The following is a 24,868-nucleotide window of genomic DNA, read 5'->3' as shown; positions in this document are numbered from 1 at the left end:
TCTCCTTTATCCGCCAGCTTACGAAAGGCTGGACAGGTAGTCGTCGTAACCAAATTCACGAACCACCTCGACTGTACCGTCGAGTTGTTTCACTACGATGGACGGCATTTTCAGGCCGTTGAACCAGTTTTTCTTGACCATGGTGTAGCCCGCGGTGTCGATGAACGACAGCCGATCGCCGATGGCCAACGGACGATCAAATTGATACTCGCCGAAAATGTCCCCGGCCAGGCAGGATTTGCCGCACACCATGTAGGTGTGTTCACCCGTGCTCGGCGCCAGCTTGGCATTGAGGCGGTAGATCAGCAGGTCCAGCAGGTGGGCTTCGATGGAACTGTCGACCACGGCCAGGTGTTTGCCGTTGTACAGCGTGTCGAGCACGGTGACTTCCAGCGAGGCGCTGTTGGTGATCGCCGCTTCGCCGGGTTCCAGGTACACCTGCACGCCGTACTTCTCGGAGAACGCCTTCAAGCGCGCACAGAATGCGTCCACGGCATAGTCTTCACCGGTGAAATGGATGCCGCCGCCGAGGCTGACCCACTCGACCTTGTGCAGCAGCGCGCCGAAGCGTTCTTCGATGGTGCCGAGCATCTTGTCGAACAGGCTGAAGTCGTCGTTTTCGCAGTTGTTGTGGAACATGAAACCGGAGATCTGCTCGATCACGCCTTCGATCTTCACCGGGTCCCATTCGCCCAGGCGGCTGAACGGACGCGCCGGGTCGGCCAGCAGGTAATCCGAACTGCTCACCTGCGGGTTGACGCGCAGGCCGCGGGTCTTGCCTTCGCTACGTTCGGCAAAACGCTGCAGTTGGCTGATGGAGTTGAAGATGATCTTGTCGCAGTTTTCCAGCATCTCTTCGATTTCATCGTCGGCCCAGGCCACGCTGTAGGCGTGCGCCTCGCCTTGGAATTTCTGGCGACCGAGCTTCAATTCATACAGCGACGACGACGTGGTGCCGTCCATGTATTGCTGCATCAGGTCAAACACCGACCAGGTGGCAAAGCACTTGAGCGCCAGCAACGCTTTGGCGCCGGACTGTTCGCGCACGTAAGCAATCTTCTGCATGTTGATCAGAAGTTTCTGTTTATCGATGAGGTAGTACGGCGTTTTGATCATTTTTGAGAGCCTGCGGCGGTGCCTGCCAAAAAAGGACACGCATTGTGCCCGCACTTGGAGCAGATCGAAAGGTTAGCGGGCGGATTTTGCGCGTCGGGTTTCCAAGCATAGCCCCGGAATATGACTCTCCAACGGCATGCATCGACCCAATGTGGGAGGGGGCTTGCCCCCGATAGCGTTGTGTCAGACGCCCGATAGGCCAGCTGATCCACCGCCATCGGGGGCAAGCCCCCTCCCACATTCGGATCGCGGTGTGTCCAGGGCGCTGACATCAAACCGTCATCTGTCCACCACGTTCCTGCCACATTGCGCCGCTAATGTCCTCGCCAATGAGATCGATCTCAAGCGAGTGACCATGACTGATTTGAAAGACGTTGCACGGCTGGCCGGGGTCTCCCGTGCGACCGCTGCCCGCACCTTTGCCTCTCCCGACCAGGTACGCCCGGCGACCCGCGAACAGGTGTTCGCCGCTGCCCGCGAGCTGGGTTTTCGGCCTAACTTGCTCGGTCGCCAACTGCGCCTGCAAACCACCAACCTGATCGGCGTGGTGGTGCCCAATCTGCTCAACCCGGTCTTCGCCGAGCAATTGCAGGCCATGGAGCGAGCGGCCCGTTTGCGCGGCTACAGCCTGTTGCTGGCAACCACCGACTACAGCAGTGAGCGCGAAAGCATTGTGGTGGAAGAGTTGCTGCGCCAGCGCGTCGACGGTCTGGTGCTGACGGTGACGGATGCCGAAAGCAACAGCGTGCTACACAGCCTGGCTACCGAGCAGACGCCGTTCGTGCTCGCCTACCACCAACCGAGCAACCCCGACTACAGCGCGGTGTCCGTCGACAACCGCGCCGGTATGGCCCAGGCAACGCGCTATTTGCTCGAAGCGGGGCATCGGCGCATCAGCATGGTCGCCGGCCCCGCGTTGCAGTCCGACCGCGCACGTCTGCGTTACGCCGGTTATTGCGATGGGATGAAAGAGCATGGCCTCCAACCCCGCCCGGTGATCGAAATGCCGGCCCATACCCAGGCCGAATTCGCCGCCATCGCTCCGTTTCTCAACGGCCCTGATGCCCCGACCGCGCTGGTGTGTTCCAACGACTTCCTGGCGATCAGCCTGATCGCCGAGCTGCGCCGCAACGCCTGGAACGTACCCGAGCAACTGTCAGTGATGGGTTTCGACGGCATCGCCCTCGGCACCCAGATGCACCCGACGCTGTGCAGCGTGGTGCAGCCCATCGCCTTGCTCGCCAGCACCGTGATTGACCAGTTGCTGGCGCAGATCGCCGGCAACGCCCCGATTTCCCATTGCCTGCCTTGCCATATCCGGCCGGGTGAAAGCACTCAACCCCATGAGGAGACCCTTGATGCGCGTATTCAGTAAAACCCTGGCCGCCGTGCTGCTGTGCGGCATGGCCAGCCTGGCCCAGGCCGCCGACACGGCGATTTGCTACAACTGCCCGCCGGACTGGGCCGACTGGGGCACCCAGCTCAAGGCCATCGCCGCCAGCACTGGCGTGCAGGTGCCGCTGGACAACAAGAACTCCGGCCAGTCCCTGGCGCAGTTGGTGGCGGAGAAAGCCGCTCCGGTGGCCGACGTAGTGTATTACGGCGTGACCTTCGGCCTGCAGGCGCAAAAGGCCGAGGTGGTCGATGGCTACAAACCCAAAGGCTGGGAGCAGATTCCCGCCGGCTTGAAAGACCCGACCGGCCACTGGTTCGCGATCCACTCCGGCACCTTGGGCATCATGGTCAACGTCGATGCGCTGGGTGGCTTGCCGGTGCCGCAAAGCTGGGCCGACCTGCTCAAGCCTGAATACAAAGGCATGGTCGGCTACCTCGACCCGTCCAGCGCTTTCGTCGGCTACGTGTCGGCGGTGGCAATCAACCGCGCCCTGGGCGGCGACCTGGACAACTTCGCCCCGGCCATCGACTACTTCCAGAAACTGGCGAAAAACGCTCCCATCGTGCCCAAGCAAACCGCCTATGCGCGGGTGTTGTCCGGTGAGTTGCCGATCCTGGTGGACTACGACTTCAACGCCTACCGCGCACGCTACAAAGACAACGCCAACGTCGCGTTCGTGATTCCCCAGGAAGGCAGCATCAGCGTGCCCTACGTGATGAGCCTGGTGGCCAACGCACCGCACCGCGCCAATGGCGAAAAAGTGCTGGATTTCGTGCTGTCCGATGCCGGCCAGGCGCTGTGGGCGAAGGCTTACCTGCGCCCGATACGCCCGGTGCAGATGCCGGCCGAAGTCGCCGCGCAGTTCCTGCCCGACAGCGATTACGCCCGCGCCGGCGTGGTGGACTACCAGAAAATGGCCGCCGTGCAGGAAGCCTTTGCCGCTCGTTACCTGAACGAGGTCAAGTAAGTGGCCGCATCGGCAAGACATACCGCCTGGGCCCTGGCCCCGGCCTTTGCGGTGCTGCTCGCGTTCTGGCTGTTGCCGCTGGCGCACCTGATGGTGCTCGGCGCCGAGAGCCGCGACAGCAACGGCAGCGGTTACTGGCAGGTCCTCAGCAGCGCGCAGTATCTAGGCAGCCTGGCGCAAACCTGTGCGCTTGCGGTGTTCGTCACACTTGTGGCGTTACTGATCGGCGGCATCAGCGGAGTATTCCTGGCGCGCCAGCAGTTCTTCGGGCGTTCGGCGCTGGTTGCGTTGCTGACGTTTCCGTTGGCATTCCCGGGTGTCGTGGTGGGCTTTTTGGTGATCCTGTTGGCCGGGCGCCAGGGCCTGCTGGCGTCCCTGGGGCTGCAGTTGGCCGGTGAGCGCTGGATCTTCGCTTACTCGCTGGCCGGGTTGTTTATCGGCTATCTGTACTTCTCGATCCCGCGGGTGATCCTCACGGTGATGGCCGCCTGCGAAAGCCTCGACCGCAGCCTGGAAGAAGCCGCGCACTCGTTGGGCGCAGGGCATTGGCGCGTGGTGTGCGATGTGATCGTGCCGGGCCTGGCACCGGCGTTGGCGTCCTGCGGGGCGATCTGCTTTGCCACGTCCATGGGCGCCTTCGGTACGGCGTTCACCTTGGGCACGCGGCTGAACGTGACCCCGGTGGCGATCTACAACGTGTTCACCAACTACGCCAACTTTGCCGTCGCCGCGGCGCTTTCCGTGGTGTTGGGCGCGCTGACCTGGGCAGTGTTGCTGCTCACCCGGCGCTGGGTGAAAAACGCGGGGACCGTCCTGTGAAGCGCTCATCGCTGTTCGTGATGCAACTGCTGTTTACCCTGCTGGTGTGCGCCTTCATGTTGGTGCCGGTGTTGATGTCGTTGCTGGCTGGGCTCACGCGCAATTTCTTTGTGGGCCTGTCCAGTGGCTTGACCTTCGATTGGTTGATTCAGGTCTGGCAGGCCTATTCGCCGACGGTGTGGTTGTCGCTGCAACTGGCCCTGGCCTGCGCGGTGTGCGTCTGCGTGATCGGCGTGCCGGCGGCCTACGCCCTGGTGTGCATGAACAATCGCTTCAGCCGCGCCTTCGAGGAACTGATGGTGCTGCCGGTGGCGATGCCGGGGCTGGCCAGCGCGCTGGCCTTACTCTTGACCTACGGCCAGTTCGGCGCGTTTCGCAGCAGTTGGCTGTTCATTTTGGTCGGCCATGTGCTGTTCACCTTGCCGTTCCTGGTGCGCCCGGTGATGGCGGTGATGCAACGCCAGCAACTGCCGGTGCTGGAGGAGGCGGCGGCGAGCCTGGGGGCAGGTCCCATCAAGCGCTTTTTCAGCGTGGTGGTGCCCAACTGCCGGGCGGGCATTCTCGCCGGTGTGCTGATGGTGGTCACCTTGTCGCTGGGTGAATTCAACCTGACCTGGATGCTGCATACGCCCATGACCAAGACCCTGCCGGTGGGCCTGGCCGACAGCTACGCCTCGGCGCGCCTGGAAATCGCCAGCGCCTACACCCTTATCTTTTTGCTGATGATCGTGCCGCTGCTGATTGCGTTGCAGGCCATCAGTGCTCGTTTGTCCCGTGGAGAGCGTCGATGACCGCTATCACTATCCGCCTGCAAGGTTGCCGCAAGGCGTTCGCCGACGGCACCGTCGCCGTGCATGACTTGGACCTGACCGTCGAAGGCGGCGAAACCCTGGCCATCCTCGGCCCGTCCGGTTGTGGCAAAACCACGACGTTGCGCTTGATCGCCGGCCTGGAGCGCCCGGATGTGGGCCAGGTGTTCTTCGGCGACCAGGACGTCACGCGCCTGCCCATCGAGCGCCGCGATGTGGGCATGGTGTTCCAGAACTATGCGCTGTTTCCCAACCTGGATGTGGCCGGGAATATCGTCTATGGCCTGAAGATTCGCGGCGTGTCGCCAGCGGAGCGCAACAAGCGCTGCGAGGAACTGCTGGAACTGGTCGGTTTGCAACACCACGGCAAGCGCAGCATTCATGAACTGTCGGGTGGGCAACGCCAGCGCGTGGCCTTGGCCCGTGCGTTGGCGCCGCGCCCCAAGGTGCTGTTGCTGGACGAACCCCTGGCCGCCCTCGATGCGCAATTGCGTGAGCGCCTGCGCAGTGAGTTGAATCAACTGTTGCGCGGCCTCGGTATCACCTCGGTGTTTGTCACCCACGACCAGGGCGAAGCCATGGCCCTGGGGGATCGCATCCTGGTGATGGAACACGGCCGCGTCGCGCAACTGGCCAGCCCGCGGGACATCTACCAGAAGCCGGCCAACGCCTTCGTCGCAGGCTTTGTCGGCAACCTGAATGCCTTCCAGGTCATTGAGCCGTCGCCCCATGGTTTGAAAGTCTGCGGCGGCGAATTGCCGTGGCATGCAGCGCAGTTGCCCGGCACCGTGTACTGCCGCCCCGAACACTTGCGGGTGATGGAACACGAAGGGCATCTGCACGGCCATCTGCTGGCGCAGTTTTTCCAGGGCGCGCAAAGCCGCCTGCTGGTGGATGTGGGCGGCCCGCAACCGTTGCTGGTCGACAGCAGCGACAACCAGCTGTACGCCGTCGGCGCGCCAATTGCCTTGGCCATCGCGCCGCACATGTTGTTCACCCTGAATGCGTGAGAGTTGCCTTGTGAACCGTCCGTTTCTTGTTGCGCAGATCAGCGATCTGCACCTTAAAGCCGGCCAGCGCCTGACTTACGGCGTGGTCGACACCTTGGGCGCGCTGCGCCGTGCCGTCGACCATCTGAACGCCAGCCACCCACGCCCCGATATCGTGGTGATCAGCGGCGACTTGGTGGACTTCGGCCGCGCCGATGAATACGCCGTGCTGCACCCTGAACTGGCGCGCCTGCAGATGCCTTGCTACCTGGTGCCCGGCAACCATGACACGCGCGGGCCGTTGCTGGATGCGTTCCGCGATCACACCTACTTGCCGAGTTCGGCGGCGGGCCCGTTGGATTGGGTGGTCGACGCCCACCCCCTGCGCCTGATCGGCCTCGATTCCACCATCCCCGGCGGCCATGGCGGCCAACTGCTGGACAGCCAGTTGCAGTGGCTCGACCAACAGTTGGCACTGCGTCCGCAAGCGCCGACCGTGCTGATCCTGCATCACCCGCCGTTTATCAGCGGCATCGGCCATATGGACCGCGAGCACTTTATCAATGCCGCCGCCCTCGAAACCATCGTGGCGCGCCACCCGCAGGTGGAACGCTTGCTGTGCGGGCATTTGCACCGGTCGATGCAGCGGCGTTTCGGCGGCAGTTTGAGCTGTGTATGCCCTGGCACGTCCCATCAGATCGTGCTGGACCTGCAAGACGCCGCACCGGCGCATTTCAACCTGGAACCGGCGGGTTACTTGTTGCATCGCTGGGATGCGCAACAAGGGTTGGTCAGCCACAACGGCGTATTCGGGGACTACCCGGGGCCATATCCGTTTTATGACGCTCATGGATTGATTGACTGAGGTTTTACGGAGGTTCACTTCACCCAACCAAGTAACTGAACGTTAGTTAACGCAACGGCCAACTCACGTGTGGCCGTGTGCTTCCTGCTGTCCATTTTTAGCGCCCGGAACTTGGATTCCGCGCCGGAGTTCGTCCTGATGAAAGCTACTTTGAATGTATTAAGCCTATTGACCGGCAGCCTGGGCATCGCCCTGAGCCCCCTGGCGTCGGCCGATTTCTTGAGCGACAGCAAAGCCAACTTGAGCATGCGCAACTTCTACTTCAACAACGACAACCGTGACGGCAGCGCCGCACCGTCGAAGACTGAAGAGTGGGGCCAGGCGTTCATACTCAATTACCAATCGGGCTTCACCGACGGCACCGTCGGCTTTGGCCTGGACGCGGTCGGCATGCTTGGCATGACCCTCGACAGCAGCGCCGGCCGCCATGTGGGCAGCTCGATGATCCCAACCGACGACGGCAAGGCCGTGGACAACTGGGCTCGCGGCGGCGCCACCGCCAAGGCACGCTTCGCCAAGACAGAAGCGCGCTACGGCTACCTGCGCCCGAACCTGCCGATTCTGGTGAGCAACGATGGCCGCCTGTTGCCGCAATCGTTCGAAGGCGGGCAGGTCACCAGCAAAGACATCGACAACCTGACCTTGATCGGCGGTCAGCTTCAACACACCACCGGGCGCGGCTCCAGCGACCGCAGCGGCCTGGCGGCGGCGGGCGGCACCCAGGAAAGCAATAAATTCACCTACGCCGGTGCCGACTACCAACTGACCAAGGACCTGATGGTCCAGTACTACTACGCCAACCTCGAAGACTATTACCAACAACACTTTGCCGGCTTGATTCATGTATTGCCGCTGGGCGACTACGGTTCGTTGAAAACCGACCTGCGTTACTTCAAGACCACCTCCGACGGCAAAAACAGCAGCGCCGCCGGGCGCGCCGAAGGCTACAAGTTCAGCGGCTATACCAAAAACGGCAGCGGTGAAATCGACAACAACACCTGGAGTGCGGCCTTCATCTACTCCCTGGGGTCTCACGCGATTACTGCCGGTTACCAGCAAGTGTCCGATGACAGCAACTTTGCCCAACTCAACCAGGGCGGCCTAGTGAACAAAGGGGAGGGCGGCTCCAGCCTGTACCTCTACACCGACCGGACAGTGCAAACCTTTATCCAGGCCGGCGAACGCACGGCCTTTGCGCAGTACGCCTATGACTTCGCGGCGTTGGGCATGCCGGGCTTGAAGGCGTCGATGATGTATTTGAAAGGCGACCATATCCTCACCGCCAGCGGGAACAACGCCAGCGAGTGGGAACGGGATATCTCGTTGGATTATGTGGTGCAGAGCGGCACCTTCAAGAACGTCGGGTTCGGCTGGCGCAACGGTATGTCGCGCAGTGAGGTCGCGCGGGACCAGGATCAGAATCGGCTGTTCGTGAGTTATTCGATTCCATTGATGTAACAGCCTGTAGGAGCGAGTTTGCTCGCGAAGAACGCCAACGATCATGCGGGCTGCCTGACGGTACGCGGCGCACTTGGGTTTTTCGCGAGCAAGCTCGCTCCTACAAGGGTCAGGTGTTCAGGCGCCGTGAACGCGGTATTAACATGAGTAGATCTTGTGATCATCAGGAATAAAATGAGTTTGTCTCACTATCGTCATCTGCCGACAATGGCTGCCATTACTACCTACAGTGGAGTTGTAAGTCATGGCAGTCGCTCATTCCCTCGGATTTCCGCGCATTGGACGCGATCGTGAACTGAAAAAAGCGCAGGAAGCGTTTTGGAAGGGCGAACTCGACGAAGCCGGCCTGCACGCTGTCGGCCGCGATTTACGCAAGGCGCATTGGGCCTTGCAAAAACAGGCTGGCATCGAGCTGTTGCCCGTCGGTGATTTTGCCTGGTACGACCAGGTACTCACCCATTCGCTGATGTTCGGTGTGATCCCTGAGCGTTTCCGCCCGGCCGATGGCAAAGCCACCTTGCAGACCTTGTTCGGCATGGCGCGTGGCGTCAGTGACAATTGCTGCGGCGGGGCGCACGCCCAGGAAATGACCAAATGGTTCGACACCAACTACCACTACCTGGTGCCTGAGTTCAGCGTCGACCAGCACTTCCACCTCGGCTGGGACCAGCTCTTCGACGAGGTCAAGGAGGCGCTTGACCTGGGGCACACCGTCAAACCTGTGGTGATCGGCCCGCTGACCTACCTGTGGCTGGGCAAGGCCAAGGGCGGCGATTTCGACAAACTCGAGCTGCTCGACCGCCTGCTGCCCCTGTACGGCCAGATCTTCCAGCGCCTGGCTGACCTGGGCGTGGAGTGGGTGCAGATCGACGAGCCGATTCTGGTACTCGACCTGCCGCAAGCCTGGAAAAACGCCTTCGAGCGTGCCTACAACCTGATCCAGCGTGACCCGCTGAAAAAGCTGGTCGCGACTTACTTCGGTGGCCTGGAAGAAAACCTCGGCCTGGCCGCCAACCTGCCGGTGGATGGCCTGCACATCGACCTGGTGCGCGCACCGGAGCAGTACCCGACCATTCTCGACCGCCTGCCGGCCTACAAGGTGTTGTCCCTTGGGGTCGTCAACGGGCGTAACGTCTGGCGTTGCGACCTGGACAATGCCCTGGCCACCTTGCGGCACGCCCATGAAAAATTGGGCGAGCGTCTGTGGGTGGCGCCGTCCTGCTCGTTGTTACACAGCCCGGTCGACCTGGGCCGTGAAGACCAGCTCGATAACGAGTTGAAAAGCTGGCTGGCGTTCGCCGTCCAGAAGTGCGCCGAAGTGGCCGTGCTGGCCCAGGCCGTCGACCAGCCCGACGCGCCGAACGTGCTCGCCGCACTCGCCGAAAGCCGCGCCGTACAGGCGGCCCGTGCCGCATCGCCGCGCATTCATAAACCGGCGGTGCAAGCCCGCGTGGCGGCGATCACCGCTCAGGACAGCCAGCGCCAGTCGCCGTTTGCCCAGCGCATCGAGACACAACGCGCCGGTCTCAAGTTGCCGCTGTTCCCGACCACCACCATCGGTTCGTTCCCACAAACCGCGTCGATCCGCCTGGCGCGTCAGTCCTACAAACAAGGCAAGTTGAGCGAAGCCGAATACGTCGAGGCGATGCACAGCGAGATTCGTCACGCCGTTGAGGTGCAGGAAAACCTCGGCCTGGACGTGTTGGTGCATGGTGAAGCCGAGCGTAATGACATGGTCGAGTACTTCGCCGAGCAATTGGACGGCTACGCCTTCACCCGCTTCGGCTGGGTGCAGAGCTACGGTTCACGCTGTGTGAAACCGGCGGTGATTTTCGGCGACCTGAGCCGCCCGCAGGCGATGACCGTGGCGTGGATCCGCTACGCCCAAGGCCTCACCCGCAAGGTGATGAAAGGCATGCTGACCGGCCCGGTGACCATGCTGATGTGGTCCTTCCCGCGTGAAGACGTGAGCCGTGAAGTGCAGGCGCGTCAACTCGCCCTGGCGATCCGTGACGAAGTGGTCGACCTGGAAGCCGCCGGCATCCAGATCGTGCAGATCGATGAAGCCGCGTTCCGTGAAGGCTTGCCGTTGCGCCAGGCGCAGTGGCAGCACTACCTGGACTGGGCCACCGAAGTGTTCCGCCTGTGCGCCTGCGGCGTGCGTGACGAAACCCAGATCCATACGCACATGTGCTACAGCGAGTTCAACGATGTGATCGAGTCCATCGCGGCGATGGATGCCGACGTGATCACCATCGAAACCTCGCGCTCGGACATGGAACTGCTGGACGCGTTCGAAGCTTTCGCCTACCCGAACGACATCGGCCCGGGCGTCTATGACATCCACTCGCCACGGGTGCCGGACGCCTCGGAAATGGCCAACCTGCTGCGCAAGGCCGCCAAACGCATTCCGGCAGAACGCTTGTGGGTGAACCCCGACTGCGGCTTGAAAACGCGCGGCTGGCCGGAGACGGAAGCGGCCCTGATCCATATGGTCGCGGCGGCGCGGCAACTGCGCGCCGAACTGGCGTAACACGGCCTGACAAGGTGGGAGGGCGCTTGCGCCCTTTCACCGCAGGCGCAGTGACCGGTCACAGGTATTTAAGCCACGCCACATCCCGCCGCCGCGCCTTCAGCCCGGCAAACCAGCGCACCGGCCAATACAGCGCCATCGGCAAGAGCAGCGCGACCAGCCATACCGCGCCAACATCGTCGAAGCCGAAGTAGGCGCCATGGTTGAGGCCCAACAGCGCCACGCACGCGACATAGAGCATCTTCAGCACATACAGGTGCAACAGATAAAAGAACATCGGGGCTGCGCCGAATACCGCGAGCACGCCGATCCAGCGCCGCTGCCCCACGCGTTCAAGCGCCAGCAGCAATAACAGGCCAATGCCCAGCGTCAACGCGAGGAACAACAGCGACGGCGGATACTTGGTGACATTGAAAAAGCTCATCAACGTCAGCACGCCGCTGTCATACGCGTGCCACGGCTGCTCGCCATAGCCATTGGCCGCCCGCAACACCACGAATCCCAGCAACGCACCGAGCCCCGCCCGCAACAGGTAACGCTGGCGCAGGGCCGGCGCCATGGCCGTGGCAAACCATGGGCCCAGGCCGTAACCCAGCGCGATCACACCGATCCATGGCAACACCGGGTACGTGATGCGCAATCGCAGGTGATCGGACACCTCAATCCAACTACGCTCATGCAGGAGCGCCCACACAGTCTGCAGCGCTGTCCCTGGAGCGAAGTGCAGCGCGTCCAGCAGGTTATGCCCGGCCATGATAACCAGTGCCAAGCTGATCAGCAGCGGGCGCGGCAACCACAGCAGCGCGGCGAGGGCGATCATGCTCAGGCCAATCGCCCAGATCACCTGCAGGTAGATGACGCTGGGCGGCAGTTGGAAGGTCCAGGCAAAGTTGACCAGGCTGAACTCCAGCACGATCAAGAACAGCCCGCGCTTGAACAGAAAGGCCGACACATCGCCACGGCCCTGGTATTTTTGCCCGTACAACCAGGCGGACAGCCCGGTGAGCAACACAAACACCGGCGCACACAGGTGGGCGAGGGTACGGCTGATAAACAGCGCGGGCTCGGTGCTATCGAGGCTCATCGGGTCGCTGACCTGACGGTGCAGCAGGAAGGTTTCGCGCACGTGGTCCAGCAGCATGAACAGGATCACCAGGCCGCGCAGGGCGTCGATGGAAAGCAGGCGTTGGCGCAGGGGAGCAGCGTCGGTCATGGGCGTGGATCACAAGGGCAGGATGGAAAACGGATGTTATCCTATAACGTATGCGCGCGCCGCTGCGCGAAGTCATCGAGAGCGAACAGGTTCGCGCCTGGCATCGGGAGAGGCTGATCATGAGCAAACCACACAACGACACCCCGCACGCCGTCGTCGATTTCTGGACGCAGGCCGGCCCCAAGCGTTGGTTCGCCAAGGACGCCGCGTTCGACGCGGTGTTTCGCGACACCTTCAACGCAACTCATCTGCAAGCGGCGCGGCGTGAGCTGGAGGGCTGGCTGGACTCGGCGCAAGGTGCGCTGGCCTTGCTGATCCTGCTCGATCAGTACCCGCGCAACGCGTTTCGCGGCACGGCGCATATGTTTGCCACGGACCCGTTGGCGCGCCTGTATGCGCGGCGCATGGTGGATGCTGGGCTGGATCAATTGGTCGAACCGGCATTGCGTGCGTTTTGCTATCTGCCGTTTGAACATTCCGAAGACGCGCAAGACCAGCAACGCTCCCTGCTCCTCAACCAGCAGTTGGATGCCAACACTTACCGCTGGGCCAAGGAACACGCGCGGATCATCGAACGTTTCGGGCGCTTTCCCCACCGCAATGAGGTGCTGGCCAGGACGACCACGGAGGCGGAACGGGCCTTTCTGGAGCAGGGCGGGTTTGCCGGTTGAGGCGCTATTCCGCCGGGGAATGCCCCCATAAAAACTGCGCATTGTCTTTATCGCCGCCGATCTCGTAGCGTGGGGTTTCACTCAAGGAGATCCACCATGAACCAAGCTGCGCTGCGCCTCTACGTTGATTCGCTGTTCACCAGCCCCTACGCGATGTCGGTGTTCGTCACCCTGCGCGAAAAAGGCCTGGCGTTCGACACCGTGCCCCTCGACCTCGACGCCGCGCAACACCAGACGGCGGGCTTTGCCCAACTGTCCATGACCCAACGCGTGCCGACGCTGGTGGACGGCGATTTCTCCCTGTCGGAGTCCTCGGCGATCAGCGAATACCTCGATGAGGCCTACCCCGGAACGGCGGTGTACCCGGCCGATCCGAAGCTGCGGGCGCGGGCGCGGCAGGTCCAGGCGTGGTTGCGCAGCGATTTGCTGCCGATTCGCCAGGAGCGTTCGACGTTGGTGGTGTTCTATGGGCAGAAGATGCCGCCGTTGTCGCCATTGGCCGAAGCTGCCGCCCATCGCTTGATCAGTGCGGCGCAGGTGCTGTTGGCGGGGAATCCGGCGTACTTGTTCGGGGAGTGGTCAATTGCCGATGTGGACCTGGCGGTGATGCTCAACCGCCTGATCCTCAACGGCGACCCTATGCCGGCCGACTTGGTGAGCTATGCGCAGCGCCAATGGCAGCGGCCATCAGTGCAGGAATGGGTCAATCTGCCAAGGCCCGCGCTTTAGGCCATTCCTGCGCGACGCGTCGGTCCAGCTCTTCCCAGTCCGCCATGCCCAGCACGCGGGTGGTGTTCAAACCGCGCAGGTAACCGAGCAATTGCTGGGCGATGGCGTAGGCCTGGTCCGGGTCGGCGGCCTCGTCCAGCAGCACATCTTCATAGACAACCAGGTAATCGGCGACCCGATCGCGAAAATCCGGCAATACGGCTTCGCGGATGCGGTCGAAGGTTTTCTGGTGGGGTTTCATAGCGTGGTCCTTATAGATTTTATGTAAGCACTATTGATTCAGATAATAGTCAGCATCAGAGATTGCAAGTTCTGTTTTTTCCACAAAGGCGGAAAATCTCCCCATCAAGACGCAGTTCAAGGAAATCGCGCGATGAGGACGTTTATTCAACTGGCTTTAATGACCCTGATGATGAGCACTGTGGTCATGATCAACCCGGTAATCGCCGATGAACTGCGTGCAGGCCATTTGCTGTCACTCGGCGCTAGCGTAGACTCGCTGCGGCACGAGCAGTCAGTGGGGGTGCTGTACAGTGAAAACACGGTCGACAACCTCAGCTACCTTGAACGCTACCACGCCACAGCCTTGAATGGCGCCAGAGATGCCCTTGATGGGCGCATCCGGGCGGCGTTCGTCAACAGTTCCGACCCGGAGTTGGCGATTGACTGGTTGATGAATTCGTTGCAAGGCACGTTTTTGTCGGTGACCGTTTACGACACGCTGGATGCGCTCGTGCAGGCTCACCCCGATGTGGTGGTGATGCTCGACACCCATAACCAACTGTTGACCCCGCGTAACGACCTGGTCGAAGCGCATTTTATCGCGCGCTTCTATGACGCGGACCTGCAGTACATCGCCAAGGCCGAAGGCTCGGTGCATAAGCAAGTGCCGTCGGTGTGGACGCATGACAAGGCGGCCCCGGAGATTGCCGCGCAGATCGAGCAGCAGCGCGATGTACAGCTCGATGCCTTGAAACAATTTGATGCGTCGCTCAAGGCATTAGTCCGAGCGGGTTGATGTGAACTTTTCCTTTTATATATTCAGGATTTCTATGCGCTCTTTTTTTGCCCCGGCCCTGGCTGTCGCTTCTTTGTTACTGGCCGGTTGTGTTTCCGCTCCGAATGCGCCGACATTGACCCTGCATACCGCCAAGACCCCCGAAGGTTATATGCAATGCGTGTTGCCCAAGCTTGAAAAACACAACCTCACCTCGACCGTGACGCAGAATTCGCGCCACGCCAAGGTGGTGTTGACCAGCAAGGTTGCCGCCGATGATGTACTGGAGGCCTACAAGAGCCAGGACGGCACCAAGGTGTTCCTGTATGAGCGCAAGCCGCTCGCGTCGACCATCACGCCGTCGCGCCTGGAATTGACGGCGCAAGAGTGCAAGTAACCGCAGGCCACCCCTAACTCGGTGGGCGCGAGGGTTGGCTCAAGGGGTTGCTTCGTGGCTGAAGCTGTCGACAACCTTGACCAACCCTTGAGCCGCCAATGCCACCAATTCAGCGCCTTTCTCCACGGTCGCCAGGGCCGGGTCCGAGCCCATGCGCCCGTCGGGGAAGCGCGCGCGGAAGTCCAACGCTTCACGGATCGGTCCGGTGTTGGCGATCTGCGGCGAATAATCGGCAGACTTGATCGACTCCGGATAAGCCCACTGCGTCACGGCAATTTCCGACGGCGTGGCATGGCTGCCGTGGCCGACCGGGAACTGCCGGTGAGCCAACTCGTTGACGCCTTCCAGATCCCACCAGTTCACCAGCTTCAGCGCAAACCCGGCCGGTTGGCGGGCGAAGCTGGCGGCGGCATACAGCTCGGAAAACGCCGCTTCGATCGTGGCGATGTTGCCGCCATGGCCATTGAGAAACAGGATCTTCTCGAAACCATGCCCGGCCAGCGAACGCACCCAGTCGCCAATCGCGGCAATAAAGGTGGAAGGGCGCAGTGAAATGGTGCCGGGAAAACCCAGGTGGTGCTGGGCCATGCCGATATTGAAGGTCGGGCCGATCAGGATGTCTGCGTGTAGCTGCGCTTGGTGGGCGATGATTTCCGGGCACATCCAGTCGGTGCCCAGCAGGCCGGTGGGGCCGTGTTGCTCATTCGAGCCGATCGGGATCACCACCGTGCGGCTGCGCTCCAGAAACTGCCCGATCTCGATCCAGGTGGACTTATGTAGAAGCATGCGACGCTCTCTTTATCGGTGGGGACAGGCTAACCGCCACGGATTGTACGACTACTCGCCACCTGTTGGGGTTTGCAGTTGAGGTAGGTCGAAGACTTCAGCCAGCGCTGGTCCGGGTACCACGAGAACATGAACTGCCCATCCTTGAGTTTGTCCACCACCTGGCGCGCCACCTGCGGACGCACCGCCGGGCAGCCCTGGCTGCGGCCGATACGGCCTTCGCGCTTGCTCCACAACGGGTTGACGTAGTCGGCGGCGTGAATCACCAGGGCACGGTCGCGCGCCTGATCATTGAAGCCCGGCTCCAGGCCGTCCATGCGCAACGAATAGCCATGGGTGCCCAGGTAACTTTCCTGGGTACGGAACAGGCCCAGGCTGGACTGGTGGCTGCCTTCACGATTGGAGAACTGGGTGGCGAAGTTTTCCCCGGACTTCGCACCGTGGGCCACCAGGTCGCGCAGCACCAGGGTCTTTTTGCGTAAATCGAAAATCCATAGCCGACGAGCGGTCGAAGGCTGGGAATAGTCAATCACGGCCAGGCGCTCGGAACGCTCTTCACCATTATTGACCGCGCACTGCACCGCGTTCAGCGCGCTTTTGAGTACAGTGGGATTGAGTTCTGGAGCCGAGCGCGCCAGGCTGCTATACAAGGAAACAGGGTTGCCGTCGGCGGCGAGCACAACGGTGCTCAGCGTAGCCACGGTCAAGGTCATCAGGCCGAGGCGGCACATAAAAGTCAGCATCTACAGTACATCCCCCCACTGTGGATTGGAGCAAAGCTATTGTTCAAAAAACACGCATGTTACTTGAGCATTTGCTTGCTCGTTGCACCGCTGGTCGCTACAGCCGACGAAGTACCGATGGGCACGTTACCGGTGATTCCAGCCAGCCCGGTCCAACAGGCCCTCGCGCAGTTGCCCAGCGTGTGCCCCAGCCTTGCGTCGCGCATCGACGCGGCGACATTGGCGCGTCTGCAGGCGTTCTATCGGCAGCAGGGCGATGTGCCGCTGTGGGTCGCCGAACGCCGCCAGGCACTGCAAGCGCAGTTGCTGATGCTGGCCGACGACGGCCTGGACCCCACCCACTATAGCCTGCCCCCGGCGAACGCCACGGACAACGTGCTGTGCAGCGATATCGGCAGCAGCGAACAGTACCTGCAAGCCCTGCAGGATTTGCATTACGGACGCCTGCAGCAATCGCGCTTCGAACCGCTGTGGCATTTCCAGCCGCCCACCCGCGACCTGGATACCGAGGTGCTGGCCTTCGCCGCCACCGGGCTGCACGACATGGCGCAAGCCTTCGACCAGGCCCGGCCCAGCACGGATTTATACCGCAGCCTGCGCAACGTCTATTCCACGTTGCGTAAGCAGCCATTACCGCATTGGGACGCGGTCGCCGGCGGGCCGCTGTTGCGCCCCGGCATGGAAGACCCGCGCGTGCCGGAACTGGCGCGGCGCCTCTACCGTGGTGGTTATCTCGCCAGCGAACCCAAGGACAACGGCAAGCTGTACCGCGACGAACTGGTCAAGGCGGTCAAGGCCTTCCAGGTCGGTCACTCATTGCAATCCGACGGCGTGATCGGCGCCGGCACCGTGGCCGAACTCAACATCAGCCCGGCGGTGCGCCGCGAACAGTTGCGTATCAACCTGGAGCGCTTCCGCTGGCTGAGCCAGGACCTGGAGCCTGAAGGCGTGGTGGTCAACGTCGCCGCCGCGCAATTGAGTGTCTATCAGAGTGGCATCCCGGTGTGGCAAACCCGCTTGCAGGTCGGCCGCGCCGAACGCCAGACACCGCTGCTCAAATCACGCATCAACCGGTTGACCCTCAACCCGACCTGGACCGTGCCGCCCACCATCATGCGCGAGGACAAACTCCCGGCCATCCGCCTCAACCCCGAATACCTGCGCCAGCAGAACCTGCAAGTGCTCGATCCCGAAGGGCGCCCGCTGGCCCCCGAACACATCGACTGGGCCCGCCCCGGCAACATCCTGCTGCGCCAGGAAGCCGGCCCGCGCAACCCGCTGGGCAAGATCGTGCTGCGTTTCCCCAACCCGTACTCGGTGTACCTGCACGACACGCCCAGCCAACCGCTGTTCACCAAAGGCCCGCGTGCGTTCAGCTCGGGTTGTGTGCGGGTCGAACAACCGTTGCTGCTGCGCGACCTGCTGGTGAGCCCGGCGGAGCGCGTTCGTACCGATGAATTGCTGGCCACCGGCGTGACCCATGAATTCCGCCTGGCGACGCCGGTGCCGGTGTTGCTCGGGTACTGGACCGTGGAAGTGGATCGCCAGGGCGAGTTGGTGTATGCGCCCGATATCTACGGGCGCGACCCCTTGTTGATGAAAGCCATGGGGAGCGTGCTCTGATTTGTCACCGCTCACAGAACACGCCATGACGCTGTCTTTCGTGAAGATGCACGCCCATGGCGACGACTTCCTCATCATTGATCGCCGTGGTCTGGATGATCCGATCAGCGCGCAGGTCGCTCGCCGTCTCGGCAATCGTCACACCGGCATCGGCTTCAATCAGTTGGCGGTGGTGCTTGATTGCGCAGACGCTGCCGCACGGATCAAATTCTGGAACCCCAATGGCACGCCGCTGCAAACCTGCGGCAGCGCCACGCGCGGTGTAGCCGAGCGGCTGATGCATGAAGCCGGCACCGATTCCATCGTGCTGCGTACCGACCGCGGTTTGCTGACCTGTGTGCGTGAGTCGGGGCAGCGGGTGTCGGTGAATATGGGCGCGCCATCGCTGGCCTGGGCCGCGGTGCCGCTGGCCGAGTCGATGGACACACTGTACTTGCCCCTCGAAGGCGACCCGGCGGCGTGCAGCATGGGCAACCCCCATTGCACCTTCTTTGTCGCGGACCTCGGCGCTGTCGACGTGGCAACCCTGGGCCCGGCCCTGGAAACCCACGTGCTGTTCCCCGCCAGGACCAATGTGCATTTTGTCCAGGTCATCGATCGTGGGCATATTCGCCTGCGGATCTGGGAGCGCGGCGGCGGCGTGCCGCTCGGGTCCGGCTCGTGCTGCTGCGGCGCGGTGGTGAATGGGATTCGCCGCGGCTTGCTCGACGACCGCGTCGAGGTGCAATGCGACGGCGGCACAGTCACCGTGCAGTGGGACGGGCAGGGCGGCGTGGTGTTGACCGGGAGCGTGGAGCCGATCATGCAGGGCATCGTCTATGTGCCCATAGGGTAAATCGAGTTTCGGCAGCGGTTCATCCGGTGCCGACGGTTGAGCGTCGGCGGAGCGGGTAAAGCCGGTTCACGCCAGCACAATGTAGTCGTTCTGCTGGAGCACCGGCCGGTGCGGGGCTTGGACGAGGTGAAGGTAACGGCCGTCGGCCAGATCGATGGGCAGGCAGTCGTCGATGTCCAGCACGCCGTCGGTGTGGGCCTGTGACCAGTGACGCAGCAGTTGTTGCTTGCCTTTGCCCGTCGCTTCCTTTTTGTCGCGGGCAACCACCAGCAGGTAGTGATGCGCCTCGCCAAAGCGGTTGGTCTCATAGCCGCCCAGGTTGATGAAGTACAGGCGCTGCGCGCCGGCCTGGGGCGCCAGGTGGCTGAGTTCGACTTTCCAACCGTCGACGCCATCGACCGCCATCCACGAATCGATATGCACGCCCTTGGGGCTGCCAAACCAGGCATCGCGTAACTGTGGGTAGGTGGCTTCCAGCGTATCCGCCACGGCGAATACCACGTCATGGACTTCGATCCTGGCCCGTGGGTGCTTGCCCCCGAGCATCACGACAAACAGCATTGCAGGCCCTTCCGGCGATTTGGCAAAAGGCAACCATACTTCGATTGAACCCGTTTGTCCGGTGAATGCCACACTGTTAACCCGCGAACGCATCAGGAGGTTGTCATGCGAACCATCGATCTGGCCGGTGTTCCGGTCCCTGTCATCGGCCAGGGTACCTGGCGCATGGGCGAAGACCCGGAGCGGCGCCGCGCCGAAGTCGCGGCGTTGCAGTGCGGTATCGACGAGGGCATGACCTTGATCGACACCGCCGAAATGTACGGCGAAGGCGGCGCCGAAAGCGTGGTCGGCGAGGCCATTCGCGGCAAGCGCGAGCAGGTGTTCCTGGTGAGCAAGGTCTACCCCCGCAACGCCAGCCGCCGGGGCGTACCGCGCGCGTGCGATGCCAGCCTCCAGCGCCTGGGCACCGATTACATTGACCTGTACCTGCTGCACTGGCGCGGTCAGTACCCGCTGGCAGAAACCGTCGAGGCGTTCGAGCGCTTGCGCGAAGCCGGCAAGATCGGCCGCTGGGGTGTTTCCAACTTCGATGTGGCCGACCTGCAGGAACTTGCGTCACCGGCCTGCGCGACCAACCAGGTGCTCTACAACATCCAGGAGCGCGGCATCGAATTCGACCTGCTGCCGTGGTGGCAACAACATCACTTGCCGTTGATGGCTTACTGTCCGATCGCGCAAGGCGGCGAATTACTGTCCAGCCCGACCCTCAAGCAGATCGCCCATCGGCATCAGGCGACGCCCGCGCAGGTCGCGCTGGCCTGGGTAGTGCGTCAGGACGGGATGATCGCCATCCCCAAGGCCGTCACGCTAGAGCATGTGCGGCTCAACGCCGCCGCCGCGCAACTGGTGCTGGACGAACACGACCTCGACGCCATCGACCGGGTGTTCGGAGCGCCCAAGCGCAAGCATCCGTTGGCGATGGTGTGAGGCGATAAAACCAGCATGGGGCGTGCCGCGTCAGTCGCTCACGCCATGCAACTCGCAGTATTCGTCCCAACTCATCCCCGCCATCTGCGCCACTTCCTTATGCACTTCGAGGCGTTGCGCTTCGAATGCCTGGGCGGATTCGGCCGTCAGCTTGAGGGTCAGCTCCCAGGCAAATAGCCCCAGGCGCTCGGCTTCGGCTTCGAACGCCTCATGCAGGCGTTCGGCGCGGTATTGCGCAAGGGTTTCGCCTTTGGCCTGGGCGGCCAGCGGGTTCAGAGTGTCCAGTTGGGTGAGGACATCCGGGTGTGCCTGCAGAAATCGGTCCAGCGCGAGTTGATGGGTATCGCCGGGTTGGGACACAGGTGGGTTCCTCGAAAAAAAGTCAGGCATCTGCGCCGGCGTCTTGGCAAGCCTGTCTACGCCGGGCGCGTTTGCGCATGCGGCGGTTTATCCGGGTGCGTATGGGGTCGAGGACGAAAAGTAACAGGTACGCGGTCAGCACCAGTGTCAGGTCGATCCAGGTTTCGCTGATCGGCCCTAAAAACAGCTCCATAACCGCCTTGGCCAGGTAGAGCAAGGCAACCCCACATAACCACAGCAGTGCGTTAAACATCAGTGGGTGCATAGTATTAGACCGTTTGTGTTGCATCTCAAGCCAAGCTCCTTGCTGCTGGCGATTTCAGCGTGTTTCCCTTGCTGCGCGATCCGGGAACCCTGAAAAAGTCGCAGATATTACATCTTGAAACAGGCTTAGGGGCTGCTTCTTATCAGAAAGTTCCGTCGCTAAAGCGCAAGCGCGCACATGAGCGTGCTGAGGAACCTGAAAAATCAACTGGGCGACCGCAACGGCTTTTCGCGCCGTGCCTGGTCATGTGTGGCGGTGGCCGGTGTGTTCCCGGCCCTGTCTTCGAGGGGCTGCGCGCCGGCCGCGAGGGCGCTCTGTGTGTTATTCGGCGTCAGCGGGGTGCGCCTCGACGCCGACCCGAGCACCCACGGCGATCACGGTGGCCGTGGTGCTGTACCAGGTTGCGTGCGCGGCGGGTCTAGGCCTGGGCCGATTGGTATTCGCGCTGGGTCTGTTCGATCTCTTCGACCAAGCCCTCGATCCTCGCCAGGCGTGCACGGTTGTCGTGGTCCCACGGATGAAAGCCCGGCTTGAAGTAGTGCAGCCACGGCCGCAGCATCCGCGGGAACACGCCCTTGGGTCCATACAAAAACTTGAGCATGCGCCAGAACCCTTGCACATGCCCGCCGGCCTTGCGGTCGGCAATCAGCAGGCGCAGGTGGAAGTCGAACACCACCAGCCAGAAGAGCAGCGTCGTGGTCAGCATGCTCCCGGTGCGCAGCAGGTAGCGCAGGGGGCCCGGCTTGATCACGCGGCTCCACACGTCAAACGCCACCGCCTTGTGCTCGGTTTCTTCGAGGGCATGCCAGTACCACATCTGCTGGTAACCCTTGAGTGAATCGCCGAAGCGCGAAGGGTCGCTCAGGAGGATTTCCGCGAGCATCGCGGTGTAATGCTCCAGGGCGATGGTCACCGCCAGGTTGAACGCCGGCGGCAGGTGTTTTTTCTGCAGGTCGAGGAAGAATTTCAGGCGCCGGTCCAGGCGATGTGCCGGCAGGCCTGCGGCTTGCAGCAAGTCGTTATAGGCGAGGTGTTCGCGGCTGTGCATGGCCTCCTGGCCGATAAAACCCTGGATCTCCTGTTTCAGCGCCGGGTCATCGATGCGTTGGCGGTAGTGGCGCACGCTGTCCATGAAAAACAGCTCGCCCTGGGGAAACAGCAGCGACAACGCATTGAAAAAATGCGTGATGAACGGACCTTGTTCGTGCCAGTCCTTGATGCGTTCGGCCGGCAAGGCAAAGCGGATATCGCGACGGATCGGTAGCATGGGGCTTGCTCCTGTTCAGAGACGGCTCTCGTCGTTGCTGTCAAACAGCGGCGTTGGGCGTTTGGGGGCCATGCGCTTGCTGGCGAACACCACCAGCGCTTGATAGGCCGCCGGCAGGCAGCGGGTGAGCAGGTCGAGAACATACGCATCGCGGCCGATGAGCACGCGGCGTTTATTCTTGCGCACGCCCTGCAGGATCACTTTGGCGGCCTGGTCGGCGTCGGTGATGAACAGCTTTTCGAAATCGGCGCGGGCCTGCTGTTCGCTGTGGATCAAAAAGCCGGTCATGTTGGCGTCGATGCGGCTGCTACGGCAGATATCGGTGCGGATGCCGCCGGGGTGGACACAACTGGCCGAAACGCCGCAACGTTGCAGGTCCAACTCCTGGCGCAGGGCTTCGGTAAAGCCGCGCACCGCGAATTTGCTGGCGTTGTAGCCGCTCATGCCGGGCTGGGCAAACAGCCCGAACACGCTGGACGTGTTGACCACATGGCCGTCGCCGCTGGCCTTGAGATATGGCAGGAAGGCCTTGGTCCCGTACACCACGCCCCAGAAGTTGATGCCGATGATCCATTCCAGATCGCTGTAGTCCACGCCTTCGACGGTGCTCGACAGCGCCACTCCGGCGTTGTTGAAGATCAGGTTGACCTGGCCGTGCTCGGCAGCGCAGCGCGCCGCCCAGTCTTGCATGGCGTGCCGGTCGGACACATCCAGCACCTGGGTGGTCACCCGCACCGGCGCCAGGGTGGCGGTTTGAATCAACGCCACGGTCTGGTCCAGGCCTTGGCTGTTCTTGTCCGCCAGCGCCAGGTGGCAACCTTCGCGCGCCAGGGCCAGGGCCAATGCGCGGCCCATGCCGGATGCCGCGCCGGTGATCGCCGCCACGCGGCCGTTGAATGACTTCATGACAGGCTCCCTTCTGCGGTGGAATGTGGCGCGGCCATTGCGCGGGGCGCCGCGTCAATCGGTGCCATGCTGGCGACATAATCCTTGAGTGCAAAATGCCGGGTGATCTGCTTGAAGCGCCAGGTCGAGCCGGGCCACAGGGTGGTGTTCTTGCCAGTGCGAGGGTCGAGGTACCAGCTCCGGCAGCCGCCGGTGTTCCAGATGGTGCGCGTGAGTTTGTCCTGCAATTGGTGGTTGTAGGCTTGTTCCACCGCGGGTTTGACCTCCACCGTGGCAATGCGGTGGCGCTGCATTTGTTGCAGCGCATCGAGGATGTAAGCGACCTGGGCTTCGATCATCAGGATCATCGAGTTATGCCCCAGGCCGGTGTTGGGGCCGATGATCAGGAACAGGTTCGGGTAGCCCGGCACCGTGCTGCCTTTGTAGGCATGGGCGCCGTCGTGCCAGGCGTCCATCAGGTCGACGCCGTGACGCCCGATGATGCAGTCGCGGGGCAGCGGGTCGGTGGCCTGGAACCCGGTGCCGAAGATCAGGCAATCGGCCGGGTGCTTGACGCCGTCGGCGGTGATCACGCCATCGGCTTCGATGCGCAGCACGCTGTCGGTCACCACCTGCACATTGCTGCGCGACAACGCTGGGTAATAGTCGTTGGAGATCAGCACGCGCTTGCAGCCGAGGGTGTAGTCCGGCGTCAGCGCCTTGCGCAGGGCAGGGCGGGTGACGTGTTTGTGCAAGTGGCGCAGGGCGACTTTCTGCACCATTTTCATCAGCCGTGGGTGCCGGGCAAAGCCCACCACGCGGCCTTCCAGCGCCCAATACAAGGCGCCGCGCACCAGCCGTTGGGTGAAGGGCAGGTGCTTGAATGCCCAGCGCTCAACGCGGGAAATCGCTCGGTCGGGCTTGGGCATGATCCATGGCGGGGTGCGCTGGAACAGGTCCAAATGGGCGACCTGCGGCGCAATCTGCGGCACGAACTGAATGGCACTGGCGCCGGTGCCGATCACCGCCACGCGCTTGCCCTTCAGGGCATAGGCGTGGTCCCACTGCTGGGAGTGAAAGCGCTGGCCCTTGAAGCTGTCCAGCCCCGGGATATCCGGCAGCGCCGGGCGCGACAAGCCGCCCATGCCCGACACCAGCACCCGCGCGCTGACCTGGCGCCCGTTGCTGAAGCTCAGTTGCCAGCGTTGTTGCTGCTCATCAAACACCGCACGTTGCAGGCCCATGCCGAAGCGCAGATACGGCGCCAGCGCGAAACGTCGGGCGCATTGCTCCAGGTAGGCGCGGATCTCCGCTTGCGCGGCGAATTGGCGGGTCCAGTCCGGGTTGGGCGCAAACGAAAACGAATAGACGTGGGACTGCACATCGCAGGCGCAGCCAGGGTAGTGGTTGTCGCGCCAGGTGCCGCCGAGTGTCTCGGCCTGTTCGGCGATAAAGAAGTCGCTAAAGCCGGCTTCCTTGAGCTTGATCGCCATGCACAGGCCGGCGAAGCCTGAGCCGATGATGGCGATGTCGATGGAATCACTGTGGGCATTCATAGGCGGGCCTGCGTGGGCATCGGATGTGCTCCTGTTTTTGTTTTGTCTTTTTAGATAGAACACCATTGCAAAGGAAAATTGAATTACTTATTTTAAAAAAG

General features: G+C 62.3%; 26 protein-coding genes. 15 read left to right on the top strand and 11 right to left on the bottom strand.

What is annotated here, in order from left to right; all coding sequences use genetic code 11:
• Positions 1–18: 18 nt before the first annotated feature.
• Entirely contained in the window at positions 19–1,116 is a 1,098-nt protein-coding gene (locus PverR02_RS17720) for a carboxynorspermidine decarboxylase (protein WP_079444044.1), read from the bottom strand.
• A gap of 355 nt (positions 1,117–1,471) precedes the next feature.
• Here PverR02_RS17720 and PverR02_RS17715 point away from each other — a divergent pair, with 355 nt between their 5' ends.
• The 8 genes from PverR02_RS17715 (at position 1,472) to metE (ending at position 10,952) form a co-directional block, all read left to right on the top strand.
• Positions 1,472–2,491 (top strand): LacI family DNA-binding transcriptional regulator, encoded by a 1,020-nt coding sequence (locus PverR02_RS17715; RefSeq protein WP_046383687.1) that lies wholly within the window; start codon positions 1,472–1,474, stop codon positions 2,489–2,491.
• Entirely contained in the window at positions 2,475–3,479 is a 1,005-nt protein-coding gene (locus PverR02_RS17710; protein ID WP_017846531.1) for an ABC transporter substrate-binding protein, read from the top strand. Before PverR02_RS17715 ends, PverR02_RS17710 begins: the two co-directional genes overlap by 17 nt.
• The gene (locus tag PverR02_RS17705) at positions 3,480–4,298 is read left to right on the top strand and encodes an ABC transporter permease (protein ID WP_017846530.1); all 819 of its coding nucleotides are present in this window, start codon (positions 3,480–3,482) and stop codon (positions 4,296–4,298) included. It abuts the gene before it with no gap.
• On the top strand, positions 4,295–5,089 hold the full coding sequence (locus PverR02_RS17700; RefSeq protein WP_017846529.1) for an ABC transporter permease: 795 nt from the start codon (positions 4,295–4,297) through the stop codon (positions 5,087–5,089). The genes PverR02_RS17705 and PverR02_RS17700 overlap by 4 nt, the downstream gene beginning before the upstream one ends.
• Positions 5,086–6,117 (top strand): ABC transporter ATP-binding protein, encoded by a 1,032-nt coding sequence (locus PverR02_RS17695; RefSeq protein ID WP_046484481.1) that lies wholly within the window; start codon positions 5,086–5,088, stop codon positions 6,115–6,117. Before PverR02_RS17700 ends, PverR02_RS17695 begins: the two co-directional genes overlap by 4 nt.
• Positions 6,118–6,127: 10 nt before the next feature.
• The gene (locus PverR02_RS17690; protein WP_079444043.1) at positions 6,128–6,961 is read left to right on the top strand and encodes a phosphodiesterase; all 834 of its coding nucleotides are present in this window, start codon (positions 6,128–6,130) and stop codon (positions 6,959–6,961) included.
• A 138-nt stretch (positions 6,962–7,099) separates the two neighbouring features.
• Positions 7,100–8,419 (top strand): OprD family porin, encoded by a 1,320-nt coding sequence (locus PverR02_RS17685; RefSeq protein WP_079444042.1) that lies wholly within the window; start codon positions 7,100–7,102, stop codon positions 8,417–8,419.
• A 244-nt stretch (positions 8,420–8,663) separates the two neighbouring features.
• Positions 8,664–10,952, top strand: coding sequence for a 5-methyltetrahydropteroyltriglutamate--homocysteine S-methyltransferase (metE, locus tag PverR02_RS17680; RefSeq protein WP_017846525.1), 2,289 nt, complete (start codon positions 8,664–8,666; stop codon positions 10,950–10,952).
• Between the two features lie 58 nt (positions 10,953–11,010).
• Here metE and PverR02_RS17675 read toward each other — a convergent pair whose 3' ends face one another.
• Positions 11,011–12,165, bottom strand: coding sequence for a DUF1624 domain-containing protein (locus tag PverR02_RS17675; protein ID WP_079444041.1), 1,155 nt, complete (start codon positions 12,163–12,165; stop codon positions 11,011–11,013).
• Positions 12,166–12,284: 119 nt separating this feature from the next.
• On the opposite strand from PverR02_RS17675, the gene PverR02_RS17670 reads away from it, so the two are divergent.
• Both PverR02_RS17670 and yfcF read left to right on the top strand, forming a co-directional pair.
• Entirely contained in the window at positions 12,285–12,836 is a 552-nt protein-coding gene (locus tag PverR02_RS17670) for a DUF924 family protein (protein ID WP_079445019.1), read from the top strand.
• Between the two features lie 96 nt (positions 12,837–12,932).
• Positions 12,933–13,565: a glutathione transferase gene (gene yfcF / locus PverR02_RS17665; protein WP_079444040.1), complete on the top strand. Its 633-nt coding sequence runs from the start codon at positions 12,933–12,935 to the stop codon at positions 13,563–13,565.
• Here yfcF and PverR02_RS17660 read toward each other — a convergent pair.
• Positions 13,540–13,806: a hypothetical protein gene (locus PverR02_RS17660; RefSeq protein WP_017846521.1), complete on the bottom strand. Its 267-nt coding sequence runs from the start codon at positions 13,804–13,806 to the stop codon at positions 13,540–13,542. The two genes, yfcF and PverR02_RS17660, sit on opposite strands and share 26 nt — an antisense overlap.
• 132 nt (positions 13,807–13,938) lie before the next feature.
• Between PverR02_RS17660 and PverR02_RS17655 the strand changes: the two genes are divergently transcribed.
• Both PverR02_RS17655 and PverR02_RS17650 read left to right on the top strand, forming a co-directional pair.
• On the top strand, positions 13,939–14,583 hold the full coding sequence (locus tag PverR02_RS17655; protein WP_026139963.1) for a hypothetical protein: 645 nt from the start codon (positions 13,939–13,941) through the stop codon (positions 14,581–14,583).
• Between the two features lie 34 nt (positions 14,584–14,617).
• A complete protein-coding gene (locus PverR02_RS17650; RefSeq protein WP_046383680.1) occupies positions 14,618–14,959 on the top strand; it encodes a hypothetical protein in 342 nt (113 codons plus the stop codon).
• Positions 14,960–14,998: 39 nt separating this feature from the next.
• On the opposite strand, the gene PverR02_RS17645 is transcribed toward PverR02_RS17650, so the two are convergent.
• Positions 14,999–15,745 carry a creatininase family protein gene (locus PverR02_RS17645; protein ID WP_017846518.1) on the bottom strand — a complete coding sequence of 249 codons (747 nt, stop codon included), beginning with the start codon at positions 15,743–15,745 and terminating at the stop codon, positions 14,999–15,001.
• Positions 15,746–15,774: 29 nt separating this feature from the next.
• The gene (locus PverR02_RS17640; protein WP_017846517.1) at positions 15,775–16,488 is read right to left on the bottom strand and encodes a murein L,D-transpeptidase catalytic domain family protein; all 714 of its coding nucleotides are present in this window, start codon (positions 16,486–16,488) and stop codon (positions 15,775–15,777) included.
• Between the two features lie 39 nt (positions 16,489–16,527).
• On the opposite strand from PverR02_RS17640, the gene PverR02_RS17635 reads away from it, so the two are divergent.
• Together PverR02_RS17635 and dapF are read left to right on the top strand one after the other, a co-directional pair.
• Positions 16,528–18,111, top strand: coding sequence for a L,D-transpeptidase family protein (locus tag PverR02_RS17635; RefSeq protein ID WP_079444039.1), 1,584 nt, complete (start codon positions 16,528–16,530; stop codon positions 18,109–18,111).
• 25 nt (positions 18,112–18,136) lie between these two features.
• On the top strand, positions 18,137–18,946 hold the full coding sequence (gene dapF, locus PverR02_RS17630) for a diaminopimelate epimerase (RefSeq protein ID WP_079444038.1): 810 nt from the start codon (positions 18,137–18,139) through the stop codon (positions 18,944–18,946).
• Between the two features lie 66 nt (positions 18,947–19,012).
• Here dapF and PverR02_RS17625 read toward each other — a convergent pair whose 3' ends face one another.
• Positions 19,013–19,507 carry a DUF1543 domain-containing protein gene (locus tag PverR02_RS17625; RefSeq protein ID WP_057004674.1) on the bottom strand — a complete coding sequence of 165 codons (495 nt, stop codon included), beginning with the start codon at positions 19,505–19,507 and terminating at the stop codon, positions 19,013–19,015.
• Positions 19,508–19,612: 105 nt separating this feature from the next.
• Between PverR02_RS17625 and PverR02_RS17620 the strand changes: the two genes are divergently transcribed.
• The gene (locus tag PverR02_RS17620; RefSeq protein ID WP_079444037.1) at positions 19,613–20,434 is read left to right on the top strand and encodes an aldo/keto reductase; all 822 of its coding nucleotides are present in this window, start codon (positions 19,613–19,615) and stop codon (positions 20,432–20,434) included.
• A gap of 30 nt (positions 20,435–20,464) precedes the next feature.
• Here PverR02_RS17620 and PverR02_RS17615 read toward each other — a convergent pair whose 3' ends face one another.
• From PverR02_RS17615 to PverR02_RS17595, 5 genes are all read right to left on the bottom strand, one after another.
• Positions 20,465–20,794 (bottom strand): DUF6388 family protein, encoded by a 330-nt coding sequence (locus PverR02_RS17615; RefSeq protein WP_079444036.1) that lies wholly within the window; start codon positions 20,792–20,794, stop codon positions 20,465–20,467.
• A 22-nt stretch (positions 20,795–20,816) separates the two neighbouring features.
• A complete protein-coding gene (locus PverR02_RS17610; RefSeq protein ID WP_390898375.1) occupies positions 20,817–21,059 on the bottom strand; it encodes a hypothetical protein in 243 nt (80 codons plus the stop codon).
• Positions 21,060–21,477: 418 nt separating this feature from the next.
• Positions 21,478–22,326, bottom strand: a complete 849-nt coding sequence (locus PverR02_RS17605; protein WP_079444034.1) for a metal-dependent hydrolase — start codon at positions 22,324–22,326, stop codon at positions 21,478–21,480.
• 15 nt (positions 22,327–22,341) lie between these two features.
• Positions 22,342–23,232, bottom strand: coding sequence for an SDR family NAD(P)-dependent oxidoreductase (locus PverR02_RS17600; RefSeq protein ID WP_017846509.1), 891 nt, complete (start codon positions 23,230–23,232; stop codon positions 22,342–22,344).
• Positions 23,229–24,767 carry a flavin-containing monooxygenase gene (locus tag PverR02_RS17595; protein WP_079444033.1) on the bottom strand — a complete coding sequence of 513 codons (1,539 nt, stop codon included), beginning with the start codon at positions 24,765–24,767 and terminating at the stop codon, positions 23,229–23,231. Before PverR02_RS17595 ends, PverR02_RS17600 begins: the two co-directional genes overlap by 4 nt.
• Positions 24,768–24,868: the final 101 nt, after the last annotated feature.

This window comes from Pseudomonas veronii, assembly GCF_002028325.1.
Classification (GTDB): domain Bacteria; phylum Pseudomonadota; class Gammaproteobacteria; order Pseudomonadales; family Pseudomonadaceae; genus Aquipseudomonas; species Aquipseudomonas veronii.
Note: the sequence above shows the minus strand (reverse complement) of the source record. Positions and strands in the feature narration are given on the sequence as shown.